Source organism: Glycomyces sp. NPDC046736 (genome assembly GCF_040645615.1).
GTDB lineage: Bacteria > Actinomycetota > Actinomycetes > Mycobacteriales > Micromonosporaceae > Glycomyces.
Window position 1 is genome coordinate 62,676 of record NZ_JBEYYO010000023.1, and the last position, 18,036, is coordinate 80,711.

11 protein-coding genes and 1 pseudogene are annotated in these 18,036 nt (G+C 69.6%); 4 read left to right on the plus strand and 8 right to left on the minus strand.

What is annotated here, in order from left to right:
- Positions 1-63 precede the first annotated feature (63 nt).
- The 3 genes and pseudogenes from AB0B28_RS20230 to AB0B28_RS20240 form a co-directional block, all read right to left on the minus strand.
- A pseudogene (locus tag AB0B28_RS20230) lies at positions 64-813 on the minus strand (succinate dehydrogenase/fumarate reductase iron-sulfur subunit); the annotation flags it as partial.
- Positions 810-2,717 carry a fumarate reductase/succinate dehydrogenase flavoprotein subunit gene (locus tag AB0B28_RS20235; protein WP_360123617.1) on the minus strand — a complete coding sequence of 636 codons (1,908 nt, stop codon included), beginning with the start codon at positions 2,715-2,717 and terminating at the stop codon, positions 810-812. The gene AB0B28_RS20235 and the pseudogene AB0B28_RS20230, both read right to left, overlap by 4 nt.
- A gap of 25 nt (positions 2,718-2,742) precedes the next feature.
- Positions 2,743-3,549, minus strand: coding sequence for a hypothetical protein (locus AB0B28_RS20240; RefSeq protein WP_360123620.1), 807 nt, complete (start codon positions 3,547-3,549; stop codon positions 2,743-2,745).
- Between the two features lie 167 nt (positions 3,550-3,716).
- On the opposite strand from AB0B28_RS20240, the gene mshB reads away from it, so the two are divergent.
- Positions 3,717-4,592, plus strand: a complete 876-nt coding sequence (mshB, locus tag AB0B28_RS20245) for an N-acetyl-1-D-myo-inositol-2-amino-2-deoxy-alpha-D-glucopyranoside deacetylase (protein WP_360123623.1) — start codon at positions 3,717-3,719, stop codon at positions 4,590-4,592.
- A gap of 219 nt (positions 4,593-4,811) precedes the next feature.
- A complete protein-coding gene (locus tag AB0B28_RS20250) occupies positions 4,812-5,750 on the plus strand; it encodes an endo-beta-N-acetylglucosaminidase H (protein WP_360123625.1) in 939 nt (312 codons plus the stop codon).
- Positions 5,751-5,789: 39 nt separating this feature from the next.
- On the opposite strand, the gene AB0B28_RS20255 is transcribed toward AB0B28_RS20250, so the two are convergent.
- The 5 genes from AB0B28_RS20255 to AB0B28_RS20275 all read right to left on the minus strand — a co-directional run bounded on the left by AB0B28_RS20255 (position 5,790) and on the right by AB0B28_RS20275 (position 13,251).
- The gene (locus AB0B28_RS20255; protein WP_360123628.1) at positions 5,790-8,915 is read right to left on the minus strand and encodes a glycoside hydrolase domain-containing protein; all 3,126 of its coding nucleotides are present in this window, start codon (positions 8,913-8,915) and stop codon (positions 5,790-5,792) included.
- Positions 8,912-9,823 (minus strand): carbohydrate ABC transporter permease, encoded by a 912-nt coding sequence (locus AB0B28_RS20260; RefSeq protein WP_360123631.1) that lies wholly within the window; start codon positions 9,821-9,823, stop codon positions 8,912-8,914. The genes AB0B28_RS20255 and AB0B28_RS20260 overlap by 4 nt, the downstream gene beginning before the upstream one ends.
- Positions 9,820-10,707: a sugar ABC transporter permease gene (locus tag AB0B28_RS20265; protein ID WP_360123634.1), complete on the minus strand. Its 888-nt coding sequence runs from the start codon at positions 10,705-10,707 to the stop codon at positions 9,820-9,822. The genes AB0B28_RS20260 and AB0B28_RS20265 overlap by 4 nt, the downstream gene beginning before the upstream one ends.
- Before the next feature lie 77 nt (positions 10,708-10,784).
- A complete protein-coding gene (locus AB0B28_RS20270; protein WP_360123637.1) occupies positions 10,785-12,086 on the minus strand; it encodes an extracellular solute-binding protein in 1,302 nt (433 codons plus the stop codon).
- Positions 12,087-12,201: 115 nt separating this feature from the next.
- Positions 12,202-13,251, minus strand: a complete 1,050-nt coding sequence (locus AB0B28_RS20275) for a LacI family DNA-binding transcriptional regulator (RefSeq protein ID WP_360123640.1) — start codon at positions 13,249-13,251, stop codon at positions 12,202-12,204.
- Between the two features lie 150 nt (positions 13,252-13,401).
- Between AB0B28_RS20275 and AB0B28_RS20280 the strand changes: the two genes are divergently transcribed.
- Complete coding sequence (locus tag AB0B28_RS20280) at positions 13,402-14,616, plus strand: glycosyl hydrolase (RefSeq protein ID WP_360123643.1); 1,215 nt, start codon at positions 13,402-13,404, stop codon at positions 14,614-14,616.
- Positions 14,609-17,644, plus strand: a complete 3,036-nt coding sequence (locus AB0B28_RS20285; protein ID WP_360123646.1) for a glycoside hydrolase family 38 C-terminal domain-containing protein — start codon at positions 14,609-14,611, stop codon at positions 17,642-17,644. Before AB0B28_RS20280 ends, AB0B28_RS20285 begins: the two co-directional genes overlap by 8 nt.
- Positions 17,645-18,036 lie beyond the last annotated feature (392 nt).

The window sequence follows — 18,036 nt, forward strand, 5'->3', positions numbered from 1 at the left end:
GCTCTGGGCGACGCGGTCACGTCCGCTGCGCCCCGCCCGTCAGTCGGCTTTGGCCTCGGCCTTCTTTCCCTTGCGGAAGATCTTGCGGCCCAGCCACACCAGAGGGTCGTAGCGGTCGCCCGCGACGCGTTCCTTCATGGGGATGATCGCGTTGTCGGTGATGCGGATGTGCTCGGGGCAGACCTCGGTGCAGCATTTGGTGATGTTGCAGTAGCCCATGCCCTGGTCGTCCTGGGCGTGCTCGCGGCGGTCGTCCCTCGCGTCGAGCGGGTGCATGTCGAGTTCGGCCGCGCGGATGAACAGGCGCGGGCCCGAGAACGGCGGTTTGTTGTCCTCGTGGTCGCGGACCACGTGGCAGGTGTTCTGGCACAGGAAGCACTCGATGCACTTGCGGAACTCCTGGCTGCGTTCCACGTCGACCTGCTGCATCCGGTACTCGCCGGGGGCCACGCCCTCCGGCGGGGCGAACGCGGGCATCTCGCGGGCCTTCTCGTAGTTGAAGCTCACGTCGGTGACCAGGTCGCGGACCACCGGGAACGTGCGCAGCGGGGTGATCGTGACCGTCTGGCCGTCCTCGAAGAGGTTCATCCGCGTCATGCACATCAGCCGCGGCATCCCGTTGACCTCCGCCGAGCACGAACCGCACTTGCCGGCCTTGCAGTTCCACCGCACCGCGAGGTCGGGCGCCTGCTCGGCCTGGATGCGGTGCACCACGTCGAGGATCACCTCGCCCTCGTTGACCTGGACGTCGAACTCCTCGAAGTCCCCGCCCTCGTCGTCGCCGCGCCACACCCGGAAGGTTCTCGTGCTCATCGGGTCTCCTCCGCTCCGCTGGTCGAGGATTCGCCGTACTCCTCGGGGGTCATGTACTTGGCCAGTTCGGCGGTGTCGAAGAGCCCCAGCAGTTCCGGGGTCATCGTGGGGACCGGCTGACGCAGCAGCCGCACCTCGCCGCCGTCGAGGGTGATCACCAGGTTCGTCTTGCGCCACTCCGGGTTCATGCCCGGAGCGTCCTCTCGCGTGTGTCCGCCGCGCGACTCGCCGCGCTCCAGCGCCGCCAGCGCCGTCGACACCGAGCACAGGTACATGTTCCGCAGGTCCAGCGCCAGGTGCCAGCCGGGGTTGTACGCCCGGCCGCCCACCGCGGTGACGTTGTCGATGCGCGGCTCCAGCGCCGTCAGCTCCGTCAGCGCCTCCTCCAATTCGCCCGCGCGGCGGATGATCCCGACCAGGCGGCCGTTGATCGCCTGGAGCGCGTTCTGGAGCTCGTACGGGTTCTCGCCGTCGTTCCCGAAGGGCCGCAACGCCTCTTCGGCCGCGGCCTCGATCTCGGCCTCGTTCAGCTTCGCGACCTGCGACGCCTCGGCGTGCGCCGCCGCGTGCTCCCCGGCCCGCTTCCCGAAGACCAGGAGGTCCGAAAGGGAGTTCCCGCCCAGGCGGTTCGAGCCGTGCATCCCGCCCGAGACCTCACCGGCCGCGAACAGGCCCGGGACCGCCGAGGCCGCCGTGTCGGCGTCGACCTCGATGCCGCCCATGATGTAGTGGCAGGTCGGGCCCACCTCCATCGGCTCGGCGGTGATGTCGACGTCGGCGAGTTCCTTGAACTGGTGGTACATCGAAGGCAGCCCGCGCCGGATCGTCTCGGCGTCGCGCCGGGACGCGATGTCGAGGTACACCCCGCCGTGCTCGGAACCCCTGCCCGCCTTGACCTCCGAGTTGATGGCCCGCGCGACCTCGTCGCGCGGCAGGAGCTCGGGCGGCCTGCGGTTGTGGTCGGGGTCGGTGTACCAGCGGTCGGCCTCCTCGGGGTTGTCGGCGTACTGCGCCTTGAACACCTCGGGGATGTAGTCGAACATGAACCGCTTGCCCTCGGAGTTCTTGAGCACCCCGCCGTCCCCGCGCACCGACTCGGTGACCAGGATGCCGCGAACCGAAGGGGGCCAGACCATCCCGGTGGGATGGAACTGGATGAACTCCATGTTGATCAGACGAGCTCCGGCCCGCAGCGCCAGCGCGTGACCGTCCCCTGTGTACTCCCACGAGTTCGAGGTGACCTTGAACGACCGCCCGATCCCGCCCGTGGCCAGCACGACCGCGGGCGCCGAGATCGCCAGGAACCGCCCGGTCCCCCTCCGGTACCCGAACGCGCCCTTGATGACACCGCCCTCGGTGAACAGCTCCGTGATCGTGGTCTCGTCGATCACCTGGAGCTGGTCCGGGCCCTCCCCGGCCGCCTCGTCGTCCTGCTGGAGCGAGACGAGCTTCTGCTGGAGGGTGCGGATCAGTTCGAGGCCGGTGCGGTCGCCCACGTGAGCCAGCCGCGGGTACTCGTGACCGCCGAAGTTGCGCTGGCTGATCTTCCCGTCCGCGGTGCGGTCGAACAGGGCCCCATAGGTCTCCAGTTCCCAGATCCGCTCGGGCGCCTCCTTGGCGTGGAGCTCGGCCATCCGGTAGTTGTTGAGGAACTTGCCTCCGCGCAGCGTGTCGCGGAAGTGGACCTGCCAGTTGTCGTTCGAGTTGACGTTCCCCATCGCGGCGGCCGCGCCCCCCTCGGCCATGACCGTGTGGGCCTTGCCGAACAGGGACTTGGAGATGACGATGACGCTCTTGCCCGCGAGCCGCGCCTCGACGGCGGCCCGCAGGCCCGCGCCGCCCGCCCCGATGACGAGGACGTCGCACGCGAGGTGCTCGACGTCGTTGATGTCGTTGTCGCTCATAGTGTCTGCCCTACCCAACGCTGCGTTAGTTGACGAACCGGAGGTCGGTGATCCAGCCCGCGGCCACGGACATGACGTAGAAGTCGGTGAGCGCCAGGGACGCCAGCGTGATCCAGGCCCACATCATGTGGCGGGCGTTGAGCGCGCTGGAGATCGTCCAGAAGCGGTACCGGATCGGGTGTTTCGAGAAGTGCTTGAGCCGCCCGCCCATGACGTGGCGGCACGAGTGGCAGCCGAGCGTGTAGCACCACAGGAGCACCACGTTGGCTGTCAGGACGAGGTTCCCCATCCCGAAGCCGAACCCGTCGGGGGAGTGGAACGCGAGCACCGCGTCCCAGGTGTTGATGAGCGAGATCGCCACGGCCGCATAGAAGAAGTACCGGTGGAGGTTCTGCCCGATGAGCGGGAAGCGGGTCTCGCCGGTGTACTTGGCGTGCCCGTCGGGGACGGCGCACGCCGGGGGCGAGAGCCAGAACGACCGGTAGTAGGCCTTGCGGTAGTAGTAGCAGGTGAGGCGGAACGCCAGCAGGAACGGCAGACTCAAGGCCGCGTAGGGGATGAGCGGACTGTCCGGGATGAACCGTCCGAAGTGGGCGGACTCGGGGACGCATCCGGTGGAGACGCACGGGGAGTAGAACGGCGTCAGGTAGTGGTAGTCGGCGACCCAGTAGTCGCCTTGGTAGAAGACCCGGAAGGTCGCGTACGCGACCCAGGCGGTGATGCCGAGAACCGTCAGGATCGGGCCCCGCCTCCAGTTGTCGATCCGCAGGTTCCGCGCCTTGATGGCGGCCCTCGGCGGCGACGAGACGGCAGTGTCTTCGGTCGTGGTCATCAGCGCAGGATAGCCCCAATAGTGCGACCGAAGCGCATGGGGTGCATCACAATTACGAGCTTTTCTCTTACTGGGACTGTAGATTGCAAAGTTTCATCTGCGCCCTCAAGGTGACTGACGGGACCTGAGTGGCGCGTGTCCACCCGGCCGCTGGCTAGGCTTGCCCCATGAGCGCACGCGGCATCCTGTTCGTCCACGCCCACCCCGACGACGAGACCGTCGGCACCGGGGCGACCCTCGCCCACTACGCCGCCCGGCCCGAAGTCCACCTGACCGTGGTCACCTGCACCCTCGGCGAGGAGGGCGAGATCCGCGTCCCGGCCCTCGAAGGGCTCGCCGCCGATCGCGCCGACCAGCTCGGCGGCTACCGCTACTGGGAGTACCGCCGCGCCACCGCCGCGCTCGGGGTCGCCGACACCTGCTTCCTCGGCGGCGTGGGCCGCTGGCGAGACTCGGGGATGATGGGCACCCCCGCCAACCGCCACCCGCGCGCGTTCTGGGGCGCCGACGTGGACGAGGCCGCCGCCGACCTGGTCGCCGTGATCCGCGACCGCCGTCCCGAAGTGCTCGTCACCTACGACCCCGACGGGTTCTACGGCCACCCCGACCACATCCAGGCCCACCGGGTGGCGATGCGCGCCGCCGAACTCGCCGCCGACCACGAGTTCCGCCCCGACCTCGGCACCGCCCACGACATCGCCAAGATCTACTGGACCACCATGCCGCGCAGTGCGATCGAGGCTCAGTTCGGGGCCTTCGCCAACGCGCCGGACAACCCGTTCGCGGGCGTGGCCGCAGTCGAGGACCTGCCTTTCGGGGTCCCCGACGACGAGATCGACGCCGCGATCACCGCGAGTGCCGAGGCCACCGCCCGCAAGCGTGAGGCCATGACCGAGTACGCGACTCAGATCGCCCCCGGCGACTGGCTCGACATGCTCGGCGACAAACTCGGCGACGCCTTCGCCGTGGAGCACTACCGCCTCGTCAAGGGCCCGAGGGGCCCCCTCGACGACCACGGCTGGGAGACCGACCTCCTCTCCTGAACCGATCGCAAGTCCACAGTCGACCGTCATCGCGACGGTCGGCCCTTTGGCGTGCGCCCGGAACTGATGCGAATTGCCCCGATCATGCGCTTGAGTCAAACGCTTGCTTGTACAAGAAGACCAGTCGCTGACCCTATCGCCATGCGTACTTAAGCGCTATAGTCAAGCTCAGCCACGGAGACGTGGTCACCATGCAACGACGCAGAAGGGTGACTCCTCATGACCGAACCCATCGACCGCCGCAGTGTGCTGCGGCGCACCGCCTCCGCCTCGATCGGCGCGCTCGCGCTGACCGCCGGAGGCCTCTCGGTGGCCTCCGCCGCCTCGGCCGCCCCCACGACCCGCCAAGCCGCGGAGGCGAAGCGCATCGTCTACGTCGAGGTCAACGACAACGACATGGCCAACGCCGCCGACTACACCCTCCAAGGCACGAACCGGCCCGCGTTCGACATCGCGATCATCTTCGCCGCGAACATCAACTACGACAGCGGATCGGGCTCGGCCTACCTCCACCTCAACGAGCGCGTGACCGAGACGCTCAGCGACGCCGCCAACCAGATCCGCCCGCTCCAGCAGCGCGGCATCAAGGTCCTGCTGTCCATTCTGGGCAACCACCAACCCGCGGGCATCGCGAACTTCCCGTCCCGCGAGACCGCGGCCGCGTTCGCCGACGAACTCGCCGCCGTGGTCAGCGACTACGGCCTCGACGGCATCGACTTCGACGACGAGTACTCCAACTACAACGGCGGCGGCAACGGGCCGGCCAACGCCAGCTCCTTCGTGTACCTGGTGGACGAGCTGCGCGACCGGCTCGGCCCGGACAAGCTGATCACGTTCTACAAGATCGGCCCGGCCGCCGGAGCCACCGAATACGGCGGCATCCGCGCGGGCGACATCCTCGACTACTCCTGGAACCCCTGGTACGGCCAGTGGAGCGTGCCCTCGGTGACCGGCATGGACGACTCCCAGCTCGCCCCCGGCGCGATCGACCTCACCCAGACCTCCTCGGGCACGGCAGCGAACTTCGCGAACCGTACCGTCAACGAGGGCTACGGCGCGATCATCACCTACAACCTCGTAGCCGGCAACCACGCCAGTTACATCTCGGGAATCACCAAGCCGCTCACCGGACTCGACACGGTCCACGACCCGCACTAACAGACCTTCGGGGGCGGCGCGAAACCGCACCGCCCCCGTTCAGTCCAGGTTGAACAGTTCGAGCTGGCGCAGGCTCAGGGCCGAGACGGCTCGCACGCGGAGCATTCTTGCTTCGACCGGTTCGGCGAATGTGAACGGTGTGGTGCGATCGGCATGCAGCGCTTCGGTGTGCGTGGTCGTGAGCGGGCGCCACCGGGTGCCGTCGTCGCTGGCCTCCCACACGAACTCGCCATCGCTCTCGGCGGTGACCGTCACGTCCGTGACGCGTACGCTCCGCTCGAAATCCCAGCCGGCCCAATCGTCTGGGGCCAGGGACACCGAGGCGCCCGATTGGCCGTCGTCGAACACGATCGCCGAATCCGAAATGGACCCGACCGCGCCGCCTTCGGTCCCGGTGAGGTCCGGTCGCCACGGCTCGACCGTCGACTTCCCTTGCCACAACGGGCTTCGCGAGGCCTCGGCCGCGTCGTCGGTGAACCGCAGTTCCAACTCCACATCACCGGCGAACGCGGCCACGTCGAGCACCGGGCGATCCAGCGCCACTCCATTCACGCGCGCCTCGACCAAGTAGGCGGCCTCCGGAGTCGAACGGCGCGAACGGATTCGCAGCCGCCCGCCGCCGGTCCGCACCGATACGTCGTCATACAGGGGGCTGCCGATCCGCAGCTCACCCGAAGCGAGCAGCAGCGGGTACAGCCCCAAGGCCGACCACAGCCACCACATGCTCATCTCGCCGTTGTCCTCGTCGCCGGGGAACCCCTGGCCGATCACGGCCCCGGCGAACAGCCGCCGGGCCAGGCCCGCCGCGATTTCGCCCGCGCGCCAAGGCTCGTCGCCGAACACGTGCATCCACGGGATGTGGTGCGCGGGCTGGTTCGAGATCGCGCACATGCCCGAGCGCTGCGCCCGCGCCTCGCGCTGCTCGTGGATGACCGTGCCGTACGTGCCCCCGAACGCCTCGTCGGCGGTCTCGGGCTCGGCGAACAGGCGGTCCAGGTGCGTGCGCAGCCCGGCCGGGCCGCCGTACGACTCCGCGAGCCCGGGTCCATCATGGACCGCACTCACCGACATGCCCCACGCGTTCGTCTCGACGTTGTCGCCGCCCCACACACGCGGGTCGAACGGCTCGGCCGCGAACTCGCCGTCATCACCACGGCCCCTGAAGAAACCAGCCTCGGCGTCGAACAGCACCCGGTACGACCGCGACCGGTTCGCGAAGTACCGCGCGAACGCCCGGTACCGCGCCGCGTCCCCGGCTTCGGCCAGCTGCGACGCGAACCGCGCGATCCCGTCATCGCTGACCGCGTTCTCCAGGCTCCAGCTCATGCCCTCGGGCACCGCGCTCGAGACGTACCCGGTGAACCGGGCCCGGTCGATCCTCTTGCGGCCCTGGCGAGGATCGGCCGCGGGCTCGCACGCGTTGCGCCACGCGCTCGCGAAGGCGTCTTCGCGAGCGAACGGCACGCCCCAGCGTGCGGCGTCGGCGAAGATCTGATCTGACGACGTGCCCACCATGCAGTCGACATACCCCGGCCCACTCCAGCGCGCCATGTACCCGCCGCGCCGCCACTGCTCCAGCAGCCCGTCGAGCATCGCGCCCGTGGCGGCCGGATCGAGCAGCGCGAACGCGGTCCAGGTGGTGCGGTAAGTGTCCCAGTAGCCGTTGTTGACGAACAGTGAGCCCTCGACGGCCGCAGGGCCGCCGGGCCCGGCCGGGACCATCGGGTCCGCGAACGTCCACTGTGGCTCATCGGTGGTGCCGGTGTTCTCGGCCGCGCGATTGGGGTACAGGTGCAGCCGGTAGAGCGCGCTCGCCGCGCGGGCCCGGTGCTCTTCGTCGGCGAGCGAACGGAACTCACGGTCATCCGGTTCAAGCTCAGGCAGCTCGACCGCGTCGAGCAGCCCGTCCCACTCCGCTTGCAACGCCGAGCGGAGGTCTTCGAACGAGTGCTCCTCGCCCAGTTCCTGCTCCAGCGAACGCCGCGCCTGCTCGACCGAGAGGAACGACTGCGCCACGCGCACTTCGAGTTCCCCACTGCCCGCGATGAAGCCCGCCGTGCGCGGTCTGCCGTCGTCGTCGAGCATCCCGGTCGCCGTCACCGCCGAGGAAGCGCGCCCGGCGAAGTACGTGCGCGGCGCGTTGCCCCAATCGGCCGAGCCCTCGGGGATCCACCCGTGGAACGAACCGTCGGCGGCGACATGCAGCTCCCCGGCATCGGTCAGCTGGTCGACCACGAAACCGACGGCCCCTTCGGCGCGGGCCCGGAACGCGCCGCCGTGATCGGTCGCGGTCACTTCCAGATCGAGGCAGCCGAGGTCCGCGCGGTAGACGTGCGGCCTGGCGACCTCCGACCCGGGTTCGATCCAACGCCTGCGTCCCGAACGCGACGAGACCGCCTCCCCGGTGAACGGCATCAGTTGCAGCACACCGCGATCGTCGATCCACGGGCTCGGCTGGTGCGAGAACTGCACCGCTTCGAGCCTGCGGCCCTGCGGGTCGTCGTGCACCGACCACCGGTAGGGCCACGCCGAATTCGCGGCGTCGGTCGCCGGGGTCAGGAAGCAGAAGCCGTGGGGCCGTGCGGTGATCGGGATGGTGTTCCCGCGCGAGAACCGCGACCCGGAATGACTGCCGCGCCGCGTGTCGACCCGCTCGGCGGGGGACAGGTCGCTTGTCTCGCGGGTGGAGACGACGACTTCAACGAATCCCGAAGCCTCGGTGCCCTCCAGAGTGGACGTACCGAGCACGACCTCGACGGCCCCCTCGCGTCCCGCCCACGCCCCGAGTGCGACGGCATCGGCGTTCCACTGCTCGGGCATCGACCACGCGGCCGCGAACTGCGCCTCGGGGTCGATCGCCACGTCGTAGCGGTCCCGAACGCGCGCTTCGTCACTCAGGCGCGACCCGTCCGCGAACGCGACGTCGATCGTGACCGCGAGCGCGGCGTGCGGCGCGTGCACCGCGTCGGGGCCGTCGGCGTAGAACGCCCACTCGACGACCGTGTCCGGCCTGATCCGCACCGATTCGAGGCCCGGGACCGCGACGCGCTGCGCGCCTTCGCCCGGGTCGAACCGGTAGGCGAACACCTGCCCGCCGAGCACACCGGCGTGGGGCCTGGACGAGGGCGGGTCGGCCGGGCCGTCGGCCTCGATCAGTTCGCTCAACCTTTGACCGCGCCTTCCTGAACGCCTTTGAAGAAGTACCGCTGGAGGATCGAGAAGACCACGATGATCGGCACGAGCGCCACCATAGTCCCCGCCGCGATCAAGCGCGGGTCGGGTGAGAAGTTCGAGTTGAGGTACGCCATGCCCACCGTCAGCGTGTATTTCGACGGCTCGGTCAGGACCATGAGCGGCCACAGGTAGTCGTCCCACGCCCCGATGAAGGTGAAGATCGCGACCACGCTGGCCATGCCGCGCACGTTGGGCCACACCACGTGTCGGATGCGCTGCCAGGTGGTCGCGCCGTCCACCACGGCCGCGTCGAGCACGTCTTTCGGAATCATGCGGCAGGCGGTGGCGATGAGCAGCACGTTCATGGCCGCGATCGCGCCGGGCAGGAACACGCCCCACAGGGAGTTCCCGAGGCCGAGTCCGTTGACGGTCAACAGGTTCGAGGTGATCGTGACCTCGGCGGGCAGCAGCATCGTGGAGAGCAGGACGCCCAGGACGATGAATTTGCCGCGGAACCGCATGCACGCCAGTGCGTAGCCGCCGAGCACGGCCAGCACCACGTTCGTCAGCACCGACCCGGTCGCGACGAGCAGCGAGTGGAACGCGTAGCGGTAGACGGGCACGACCTCGGCGACCGTGCCGTAGTTCTGGAAGGTCGGCTCCTGCGGGATCAGGCTGGGCGGGAACGAGTAGAGGTCTTCGCCGGGGCCTTTGAACGAGGTCGAGAGCTGCCACAGCAGCGGGCCGATCACGATGGCGAACACGAGGAGGAGCAGCGCGTAGCGCAGGATCAGGCCGGCCATCGTGGGCTTGGTCGGGTCGCCCGCGCCGCGGCCGCGCCGGGTGGTGCGGGCCCGCTTCGCCCGCCGGGCCTCGGGGCGTTCGGTCGCAGCGGTCATGCGGGCACCTTCGTCTTCTTCTCGCGGTTCATGAATGCGATGCCGAGCAGCGGCAGGAGCGTCAGCAGGAACAGGACCACGCTGATGGCGGCCGCGTAGCCGAGGTTGCCGGACAGGCCGGACCCGACCTGGCGGATGAGCATGACGATCGACATGTCGTAGCCCCCTGGGCCGCCGGTGCCGTTGGAGAGGATGTCGAGTTCGGTGAACACGCGCATGGCCGAGACGGCGACCAGCGCGGACACGAGCATCATCGCGCCCCGCACACCCGGGATGGTGACGTTGAGGAAGCGGCGGAACGGCCCGGCGCCGTCCATCATGGCCGCTTCGTGGAGTTCCTTGCCCACGTTGCCGAGGGCCGCGAGGTACACGACCATGTAGTAGCCGAGTCCCTTCCAGACGGTCAGCAGGATCGCGCACGCCAGCAGCCACCACCGGTCGACCAGGAACGCGATCGGCTTGTCCACCAGGCCCATCCATTCGAGGGCCTGGTTGAGGACGCCGCGGCTGTCGAAGATCCAGCTCCAGATGAGCGCCACGACCACGGCCGAGGCGACCACGGGGAAGTAGAAGGTGGTGCGGAAGATCGCGATGCCGGGGATCTGCTTCTCCACCAGGAGCGCCAAGAGCAGCGGCAGGATCGTCAACAGCGGCACGCACACCACCACGAACACCAGGCACGTGATGAGCGCGTACCCGAACTGCTCGTCTGAGAGGAGCCGCTCGTACTGCGCGAACCCGACCGGCTGGGCCGGGCGCAGCGGCCGGGCGTCGGTGAAGCTCAAGATGACCGTGTTGACGAACGGCCACAGGGAGAAGACCAGCACCCAGATGAGGGCGGGACCGGCCAGAAGCCAAGGGGTGAACCATTTGTGGGATCTCAAGGGTCTGCTTTCCTCTGGGTGCCTGGCGCTTCGGGTCGAGCGGTGGCCGCGCCGGAGGGTCGGCGCGGCCGCACTCGCTACTGGTCGATGCGGTTCTCGTTGGCGTAGGCCACGATCGCGTCGAGCGCCTCCTGGGCGGTGGTGTCGCCGCGCACCGCGAGGGCGAGCTGCTGCGTGGCGTAGTCGGTCATCGAGCCGGTCCACTGGAACGGCATCGCGCGCCCGCCTTCGAGGGCGGTGAACATGACGTTGAGGGCGTCGGCCTGGGCCGGGGTCATGTCCTGCGTGACCGTGGCGGCGACCTCTTCGGCCCCTTCGGCGGTGCCGGGCGCGAACCCGGCGGCCAGGGTGGTGAACTCGACCTGGTTCTGCTGGTTGGTCACGTACTCGGCGAACGCGAGCGCGGTGGCCGGGTTCTCCGAGGTCGAGGCCACGTTGATGCCCTGCACGTACAGCGGCGGGATGCCCTGGCGCGGGGTCGCGACGGTGCTCTCCAGGAGCGAGGGGGCCTTGGTCTCCAGGTCGCCGGCGAAGCCGGGGCCGCCGGTGGTGAAGGCGACCTTGCCCTGGAGGAACATCTCGGCGTTGCCCGCGTAGGAGCCGGTCAGCGCCTCGGGCGGCATGGCCCCGGCGGCGTACGCGTCGGCGTAGCCCTGGACCAGCGCGGCGGCCTCGGGCGTGTTGAAGATGAACGTGCCGTCCTCGTCCATCAGCTCGATGCCGTTGGCGATGAACACGTCGACGGTCGGCATGGACGAGATGAGCATGACGTCGCCGTCGGATTCGGCCGCGACCCGTTCGCCGAGGGCCAGCCACTCGTCGACCGTGGCGGGCAGGTTCTCCTGGGTCACGCCGTACGGTTCGAGCTTGGCGAGGTCCCACCAGGACACGTCGCTGCCGAGGTACCAGGGGAGGCCGTAGGTGCCCTCGACGCCGGTGAACTCGCTGTAGGCCTGCCAGCCGCCCGCGTTGTACTTGGCTTCGAGCTCGGGGTCGGCCTCGGCGAGGTTGAGCAGCTGCCCGGCCTGGACCAGCGGGAACGCGATGTCCGGGGGCAGGTTGAGCACGTCGGGCAGGGTGCCGGAGGAGGCCTGGCTGAGGATCTTGTCCTGGTAGCCCTCGCCGGGCTGGTCGATCCACTCGACCGTGACGTCGGGGTGCTCGGCCTCGAAGTCGGCGATGAGCCCCTCGAAGTAGGGCGTGAAGGTCTCGTTCTGGAGCGACCAGGTCTGGAACTTGATGGTGCCGGAGAGTTCCCCGGAGGTGTCGATGGGGCCGCTGGTGCCGGTGTCGGCGCCGCCGCCGGTGCACCCGGAGAGGACGAGGGATCCTGCCGCGGCGACCGCCGCCAGCTTGCCCAGGCGTGTGAACAGCTTCATTTCTCGCTTCTTCCTTGAACCGAAAAGGGGTGACGCGTATCCGAATCGGTTCGGATACTACAGCGCTTTAGTTGCATCCAAACACTGCGATGCTCCGCTTGTCAAGCCGACCCCCTCACGCGCGCGGCGCGCCGGTCGACTCGCGGTGCACCACCCGGGTCGCCACGGCCTCCTGCTCGACCGCCTCACCGGCGATGAGCTGGAGGATCTCGGCCGCCGCGGTGCGACCCAGCGCCACCGCGTCCCGGCTGAGCGCGGTGATCGTCGGATGCAGGACCTGACAGGTCGTGGAGTCCTCCCACGACAGGACCGACACGTCCCCGGGCACCGCCAGCCCCAGCGACGCGAGCGTGCTCATCCCCGCGATCGCCATGACCTCGGAGTCGTACACGATCGCCGTGGGCGGCCGCGGGGCCCCGGCCAGGCGCGCCGTGGCCTCCCGCGCCCGCTCGGGGTCGAAGTTCCCGGCCAGCGACTGGCCCCACACGCCCTGGTCGACGCAGAACTCCGAGAACGCGTCCATGCGCTCGGAGATGTGCCGGAAGGCCTGATCGCCGGTCACGTAGGCGACGCGGTCGTGCCCGAGCCCGTGCAGGTGGTCCATGATCAGCCGCATCGCCCCGGCGTTGTCGACCTCGAGGGACCGGATCGACTTCTCGTTCGTGTGCCCGCCCACCACGATCGTGGGGTGGTCCAGGCTCGCCAGCGCCTCGATGCGCGGGTCGTCGATGCGCGGGTCGAGCACCAGGATGCCGTCGACCCGGCCGTCGAGGATCCACGCCTGGTGGATCGCGCTCTCGGCCGCGGTGTCCTCGGCCATCTGGAGCATCAGCGAGAAGCCGCGCCCGCTCAACGTGGCCTGCACGCCCGCGATGAACTTCGAGAAGAAGATCTCCTCCCCGATCACCTCCGCGGGCCTGGCGAGCACCAGGCCCACCGCCTCGGAGTTCTTCCCCATGAGCGTCTGCGCCGCGTGGCTGGGCCGCCAGCGCAGCTCCCTGGCCACGTCCAGGATGCGGGCCCGGGTCGCGTCCGAGACGCCCGGTTTCCCGTTGACCGCCAACGACACCGCGCCGCTGGTGACCCCGGCCCTCTCGGCGATGTCGGCGATCGTCACGCGTCGGCGCTTGCGCGGTGGATCGGCGGGGGTGGTTTCGTCGACCATGCCGGACTCCCTCTGCTCAACTGCTTGATCGTCGACAGTATCCGAGGGGCCGGAGCGAGCGCGGGCGGCGCTTGACTAAAGCGCTACAGTAACGGTGACAACGACCGAGCCCCGCGGGGCGCACCGACGGTGAGCGAAGAGAGGTAGCACATGAGGTTCGGCGTCAACTACACGCCGCGCGTCGGGTGGTTCCACCACTGGATCGATTTCGACGCGGGCGAAGTCGCCCGCGACTTCGACGCGATACGCGAGCTCGGGGCCGACCACGTGCGCGTGTTCCCGCTCTGGCCGATCTTCCAGCCCAACCCCACCGCGATCAGCGCGGCCGCGCTGGGCCATCTCGACCGGGTCATCGAACTCGCCGACGAACGCGGCCTCGACGTCGCGGTCGACGGCCTCCAAGGGCACCTGTCGAGCTTCGACTTCCTGCCGTCCTGGCTGGTCTCCTGGCACGACCGCAACATGTTCACCGACGAGCACGCGGTGGCCGCCACCGCCCGCTACCTGGAGGCGCTCTCGCGTACCGCGGCGGCGCACCCGAACGCGTTCGCCGTGACCGTGGGCAACGAGGTCAACCAGTTCACCGGCACGGTCCACCCGCAGCCGCATCCGGCCACGACCCCCGAGATCTCGGCCTGGCTCGACCGCATGATCGGCGCGATCCGCACCGGCGCGCCCGGACTGCTGGCGCTGCACGCCTGCTACGACGCGAGCTGGTACGACGACACGCAGCCGTTCACCCTCGAACACGTTGCGCGCCAAGGCGACTTGAGCGTGGCGCACTCGTGGGTCTTCAACGGCACCGCGCAGCGGTTCGGACCCGACGCGTTCGAGACCCGCGCGCACGCGCGCTACATGGTCGAGGTCGCCAGGGCGTTCCAGACCGATCCGGGCCGCGGTATCTGGGCCCAGGAACTCGGCGCGCCGCGCAACGTGCTGCCCGCCGAATCCATTCAGGGGTTCATCGACGGCACCGTCGAGCAACTCGCTGAGGCCCCAGGCCTGTTCGGCATCACCTGGTGGTGCTCGCACGACGTGAGCCGATCCCTCGGGGACTTCCCCGAACTCGAATACGACCTCGGCCTGATCGACGAGCACGGCCGGATCAAACCCGAGGGCCGCCTCGTCAGAGAAGCGGTCGCGCGCGCCAAAGAGCAGACCCCCCAAGCGAACCCGTCCGTGATCGACCTGGACCTCGCCGCCGTCGGCGGCCGGGCCGCGCTCGCCCCCGGCGGAGATTTCTGGACCGCCTACATGGACCAGGCCCGAGACGGTGGTCATCCCCGGATTCGCCTGGTTGAATCGAACGCCGTCCGCGCGCACGACGAGGTGCCCGCGAAGGAAGGAAGTACCGCAGATGCATGACAACCAGACCATCACCCTGGGTCGAGTCACGCGGGTGCTGACCGAGCGCCTGCGTCCGGCCGTCTACTCCCAGCCCCAGCCCCTCGACATCGCCGCGCACGCGGTCGACGGCGAGCCCATTCCTTCAGCGCAGGGCCTGAGCTCCGAGTACGCCCCGATCAAGGTCGGCGACCGGTGGGGTCGCGCGTGGGGCACCACCTGGCTGCGCCTGACCGGCGAAGTCCCCGAGTCCTTCGCGGGCCGCCGCGTCGAGATCCTCGCCGACCTCGGCTTCGACCCGAACATGCCCGGCTTCCAGGCCGAAGGCCTGGTCTACACCGCAGACGGCGAGGCCGTGCGCTCGCTCAACCCGCGCGCGCAGTGGATCCCCGTCTCGCCCCAGGCGAGGGGTGGCGAGCGGATCGAGTACTACGTCGAGGCCGCCTCGAACCCCGTCCTGCTCGACTACCACCCCTTCCTGCCCACCGAGGAAGGCGACGTCCTCACCTCCAGCGACGAGGAGCTGTACCGGATCCGCCGCGTCGACGTGTGCGTGTTCGAAGAGGAGGTCTACGAACTCGTCCACGACGTCGAGGTCCTCCACCAGCTCGCCGTCGAACTCCCCGAGGAGTCCGCGCGCCGCGCCCGCATCCTCCGCTCCCTCAACGCCGCGCTCGACCGCGTCGACCTCCAGGACATCCCCGGCACGGCCGCCGCCGCGCGCGAGGAGCTGCGCGAGGTCCTCGCCAGCCCGGCCGAGCCGAGCGCGCACCGCCTCTCGGCGGTCGGCCACGCGCACATCGACTCCGCGTGGCTGTGGCCGCTGCGCGAGACCGTCCGCAAGGTCTCGCGCACCTCCAGTTCGATGGTCACGCTCTTGGACGAGGACTCCGACTTCGTCTACGCGATGTCGAGCGCCCAGCAGTTCGCGTGGATGAAGCAGGACCGCCCCGAGGTCTTCGCCCGCGTCAAGAAGGCCGTCGAGGACGGGCGCTTCGTGCCCATCGGCGGCATGTGGATCGAGCCCGACGCGGTCCTGCCCTCCGGCGAGAGCTTCATCCGCCAGATCAGTCAGGGCCAGCGGTTCTTCCGCGAGGAGTTCGGGATCGAATGCCGTGGCGCGTGGCTGCCGGACAGCTTCGGGTACTCCGGGGCGCTCCCGCAGATCCTCGTCGGCTCCGGGTTCGACTGGTTCCTCACCCAGAAGATCTCCTGGAACCAGGTCAACCGCTTCCCCCACCACACGTTCCTGTGGGAGGGCAACGACGGCTCCCGGATCTTCACCCACTTCCCGCCGATGGACACCTACAACGCCCAGCTCTCGGGCGAGGAGGTCCAGCGCGCGGCGAAGCAGTTCAAGGAGAAGTCCGTGGCGCGGCACTCCCTGGCCCCCACCGGGTGGGGCGACGGCGGCGGCGGCACCACCCGCGAGATGCTCGCGCGCGCCAAGCGCATGGCCGACCTCGAAGGCAGCCCGCGGGTCGTGTTCGAGTCGCCCAACGAGTTCTTCGACAAGGCCATGGCCGAACTGCCCGACCCCGGCGTGTGGCGCGGCGAGCTGTACCTCGAACTCCACCGCGGCACGTTCACCACCCAGCACCGCACCAAGCAGGGCAACCGCACCAGCGAGCGGCTCCTGGCCGAGGCCGAGCTGTGGGCCGCCACGGCCGCGGCCCGCACCGGGCACGCCTACCCGTACGACGAGTTCGATGCCCTGTGGCAGGAGGTCCTGCTCCTCCAGTTCCACGACATCCTCCCCGGGACCTCGATCGCGTGGGTCCACCGCGAGGCCGAGGAACGCTACGCCCGCGTCGCGGCCTCGCTGCGCCGCATCATCGAAGAGGCCCTCGCCGCGCTCGGCGTCAGCGCCGGTCCCGACGGCCTCGACGCGGCCCCCGTGGGCGCCGAACTCGCGCTCAACGCCGCCCCGGTCGCCCGCCGCGGCGTCCCGGCCGCCGCCGTGGCCGTGGCCGACCCCGCGGCGCCGGTCTCGGCACGCGCGGAAGGGAACTCGTTCGTCCTGGAGTCGGCGTCGGTGCGCGTCGAGATCGACGACCGCGGCCTGGTCCAGAGCCTGGTCGACCGCGCCACCGGCCGCGAGGCCATCGCCCCCGGCCGGGCCGGGAACGCGTTGCAGCTGCACCAGGACTTCCCGAACATGTGGGACGCCTGGGATGTCGACGAGCACTACTTCGCGATGCGCGAGGACCTCGACGGCCCCGCCGAGGTCGCGCTCGACGGCGAGGCCGTGGTGGTCCGCCGCTCCTTCGGCGACTCCTCGATCGAGCAGCGGCTCTCGCTGTCCGACGACGGCCGCGTCCTGGTCGTCGACTGCGACATCGACTGGCAGGAGGAGGAGAAGTTCCTCAAGCTCGCCTTCCCCGTCGAGGTGTTCACCGACGAGGTCGTGGCCGAGACCCAGTTCGGCCACCACCGCCGCTCCAACCACACCAACACCTCGTGGGAGGCCGCGCGGTTCGAGACCCACGCGCAGCGCTGGTTCCTGGTGCGCGAACCCGACTTCGGGGTCGCGTTCCTCAACGAGTCCAGCCACGGCTTCGACGTCGCCCGCGAGAGCGAGGGCCGCGACGTGGTCCAAAACGCCCGGTTCTCGCTCCTGCGGGCCCCCAAGTTCCCCGACCCCCGCGCCGACCGCGGCCGCCACCGGATGCGCTTCGGCGTCATGGTCGGCGCCACCCCGGCCTCGGCCACCGAGGCGGGCTGGGCCCTCCAGTCCCCGCTGCGGGCGGCTTCGGGCGCGGCCCCGCGAGCGCTGGCGACCTCGCAGGACGCGGCGGTGATCGTCAGCGCGGTCAAGCTGGCCGACGACCGTTCTGGGGATGTCGTGGTGCGCGTCTACGAGTCGACGGGCTCGCGCGTGTCGACCTCGATCGAACTCGCCGACGTCCCGGTCGGCGCGGTCATCGGTACGGACCTGATCGAACGCCCCGGCGACGCGATCGAGACCGTGCGCATGCCTGACGGCACGACTCATGTGCCGGTCACGCTGCGCCCGTTCGAAGTGAAGACGATCCGCGTCAAGCGGTAAATGCGACGGCGGTGGCCGGTCCGGAGCGAAGCTCCGGACCGGCCACCGCCGTATAAGTGCCGGAAGTGCGAAGGGAAACGGCGCGGCCGCGACCCCCGCGCTCGGGCGTGTCGCGACGCAAACGCCCCCGGTTCAAATGATCCCGCGAGACACCGACACTCCCTCGCCCGCGAATGTCGCTCGAGTTGCGCCGCCTCGAACGGGAAGTCCGCAAGGACACGTTCTCGCCCGCGAGTGTCGCTCGTTGGCCACACTGCCTGCCCTGCACCGCTGGCCGATACGCCCTCGCCCGCGAGAGTCGCTCGCTTCTCGGCGATGTCGTACCTTCGCGCGATCATTGCAACCGGGGGCAGTCGAGTTAGGACACGCCCGACCGCAGGGGTCGACACACG

Excerpts from the sequence above, each read along its gene's own strand:
- AB0B28_RS20270 (WP_360123637.1), bottom strand. The coding sequence starts at position 12,086 with ATGAAGCTGTTCACACGCCTGGGCAAGCTGGCGGCGGTCGCCGCGGCA.
- AB0B28_RS20275 (WP_360123640.1), bottom strand. The coding sequence starts at position 13,251 with ATGGTCGACGAAACCACCCCCGCCGATCCACCGCGCAAGCGCCGACGC.
- AB0B28_RS20260 (WP_360123631.1), bottom strand. The coding sequence starts at position 9,823 with ATGACCGCTGCGACCGAACGCCCCGAGGCCCGGCGGGCGAAGCGGGCC.
- AB0B28_RS20240 (WP_360123620.1), bottom strand. The coding sequence starts at position 3,549 with ATGACCACGACCGAAGACACTGCCGTCTCGTCGCCGCCGAGGGCCGCC.
- AB0B28_RS20285 (WP_360123646.1), top strand. The coding sequence starts at position 14,609 with ATGCATGACAACCAGACCATCACCCTGGGTCGAGTCACGCGGGTGCTG.
- AB0B28_RS20250 (WP_360123625.1), top strand. The coding sequence starts at position 4,812 with ATGACCGAACCCATCGACCGCCGCAGTGTGCTGCGGCGCACCGCCTCC.
- AB0B28_RS20235 (WP_360123617.1), bottom strand. The coding sequence starts at position 2,717 with ATGAGCGACAACGACATCAACGACGTCGAGCACCTCGCGTGCGACGTC.
- AB0B28_RS20280 (WP_360123643.1), top strand. The coding sequence starts at position 13,402 with ATGAGGTTCGGCGTCAACTACACGCCGCGCGTCGGGTGGTTCCACCAC.
- mshB (WP_360123623.1), top strand. The coding sequence starts at position 3,717 with ATGAGCGCACGCGGCATCCTGTTCGTCCACGCCCACCCCGACGACGAG.